The following is a 2,162-nucleotide window of genomic DNA, read 5'->3' on the forward strand; positions in this document are numbered from 1 at the left end:
GAATTCTAGACCTTTATTTAAATTTTGCAATTAAAAACAATAACTTTTATTCTGTTAATAAATACCGGCAATCATGGCGTTACGGTAGATTCCGGCATCCACTTTCCCTCAATACCGCCAATATCAATAAAAATTCAAAAAGAAAATATGCTGGTTTCTGACGCAGGCTTTGCTGCTGGCGCTGCAACAGCCCAGCAGCAGAATTGCCCAAAATGCTTTTTTTACATTATCAATTATGAGGTATGAATTCCGGCTGCATGACCGCAGTTGAAAACTGAATAAAGCGTTATGGACTTAAGCCTTATCCGCTCCAGTTTCCAAGACATCAGCTTCCAAAGCATGAATCATCAATTCATCATAATAGATGCAGCGCGCTCAGCCTCTTTAAAAACAGCAGGCGCCGCCAATTGCATCATACCGGCGGATTGAGAAATCAGATTCTTCTGCATAAGGCTGTCTACCGACAGGGTTATTCTATCCTTTTTCAATCGGTCAATCTGAATCACCCCGACCCGGCAGCCTGCCGTCAGCGCCTCATAAATCATCGACACGCTGTCTTCAGTCACCCAAACCGCTTCCGCCTGCTGCATTTCTTCAAAAATCCAGCCTTGTGGGGTCTCTTCCACAGGAAAAACCTGCAGCTGCCCGGCAAAAGGCTGCGCCCGCAGCTGTTCCAGAAAGCCTTTAGGCGTACGGCGCGAGGTGGTCAGAATAATTTCCGCCTGCAGGTTGCTTTCCGCAATTTGCTGAATTGCATTCAGGACTTTTGCATTATTCCATGCATGGCGCTTTGAAGGCCCGCCCAGGGCAATTAAAATCCGGTTTTGCTGATGGCGCTGCTCATTCACAATCGGGTTCAGCGCGCCCTGAGTCACAATCACTTTTTCAGATTCAGGCACGGCGTCATGTTCAGGAATAATTGAATAATCAAACCATGCTACAGGGAAATTCGGCTTCATTAAAATCACGGTTTTGGCCTGAGGATAGGCCTTCCCCAGCAGCAGCACCCGCAATTGAGTATGGCTGCCTACGCCCAAGATATAATCCGGCGCCTGCTCCAAAGCCTTTAACTCGCCTGAAATTATGCCTTTAACTAAAGTCAGAAGCGGCAGCTGCTCAATGGAAATTTCCTGAAAGGTCACGCTTTGCCTGCTGATGCGCTGCACCGCCTGATACAGGCCGGCAGCCTGCGAGCGGTGCCCGGCTTTTCCATCACTCACATAAACAATATGCACGGTTTCACTGCTCCTTGCGCTTGCCCCCAGGCTTCAATCCGCCGCTTCCGAATGAAAGGCTTCTTCATAAGAGCTGGTAATATGCCCAACATCCAGCGCCTGAATTCCACGGCTGGCTAAGCGCTTCGCCAATACTGTGCCGGATGGCCCTAAGGCAATCAGAATCAGGCCCGCACTGTCTGAAGATTTTTCAACCTCTGCAGTGATGCGCTCCAGGTCTGAATACGCATTGCACGCTTTGGAATAAATGATTTTTTTCTCTGCAATATTGTCAAAAAGAGCGTGATTTATATCCAGTTTTGAACCTTCACCCGTAATAAATACGGTTTTCTTTTGATTCCAGATGGCTTTCCATGCAGCAATAGACTGCTCAGGATACATAATGAAGAAATCCGGACGCGTGACCATCGAATGGCCGTAGGCTTGTTCAAAGTTCAGCTTATGCTTAAGATCCTGCCAGCGCACATACCAGAATTTCAGCCACCAGTTTTCTTCATAGGCATTGCATGCCTTTAAAATGGTCGGCAGGCAGACCAACAGCCTGCTGTCTTCATTTCTTAAAATTTGCTCCAGCTCAGCCGCCAGTTCAGGGCTGGCCTGCTGAAAATCAATATCATCGCCATCCATCAAAGTGATTTCGCCATCACCAAAGCGCGCCAGTGACTTGCCTTTTGCAACCTTATCCAAAGTGTCCAGCATGCTATGCAGCAGGCGGTCTTCAAAGGCTTTTAAATCCTGCTGATTTTTAGCCAGCCAGCGGTTTTTATCAAATTTGTACATTCTTTTTTTCATGCGCAAATTAAATCTGCGCATAGCCGACTCAAATGACATTCTGCACCTTCAGCAACCATTACCTATCATATAAAAAAGGCGGAACTTCTGTTCCGCCTTTTAATCTTAACCGATCAGCTTATTTTACGTAAGTTA

Annotated in this window: 2 protein-coding genes; both read right to left on the bottom strand. The window is 46.7% G+C overall.

Translation table 11 applies throughout. The annotated features are described in order from the left end of the window. Positions 1-347 precede the first annotated feature (347 nt). Positions 348-1,235, bottom strand: a complete 888-nt coding sequence (locus RSA72_RS07015) for a mitochondrial fission ELM1 family protein (RefSeq protein WP_332632907.1) — start codon at positions 1,233-1,235, stop codon at positions 348-350. A 33-nt stretch (positions 1,236-1,268) separates the two neighbouring features. Further along, positions 1,269-2,015, bottom strand: coding sequence for a GT-D fold domain-containing glycosyltransferase (locus RSA72_RS07020; protein ID WP_332632908.1), 747 nt, complete (start codon positions 2,013-2,015; stop codon positions 1,269-1,271). Positions 2,016-2,162 lie beyond the last annotated feature (147 nt).

It is taken from the genome of Acinetobacter sp. (genome assembly GCF_036659555.1).
Taxonomy (GTDB): Bacteria; Pseudomonadota; Gammaproteobacteria; order Pseudomonadales; family Moraxellaceae; genus Acinetobacter.

Bases quoted from the DNA above. Each gene is read 5' to 3' on its own strand.
- RSA72_RS07020 (WP_332632908.1), bottom strand. From the start codon at position 2,015: ATGTACAAATTTGATAAAAACCGCTGGCTGGCTAAAAATCAGCAGGAT.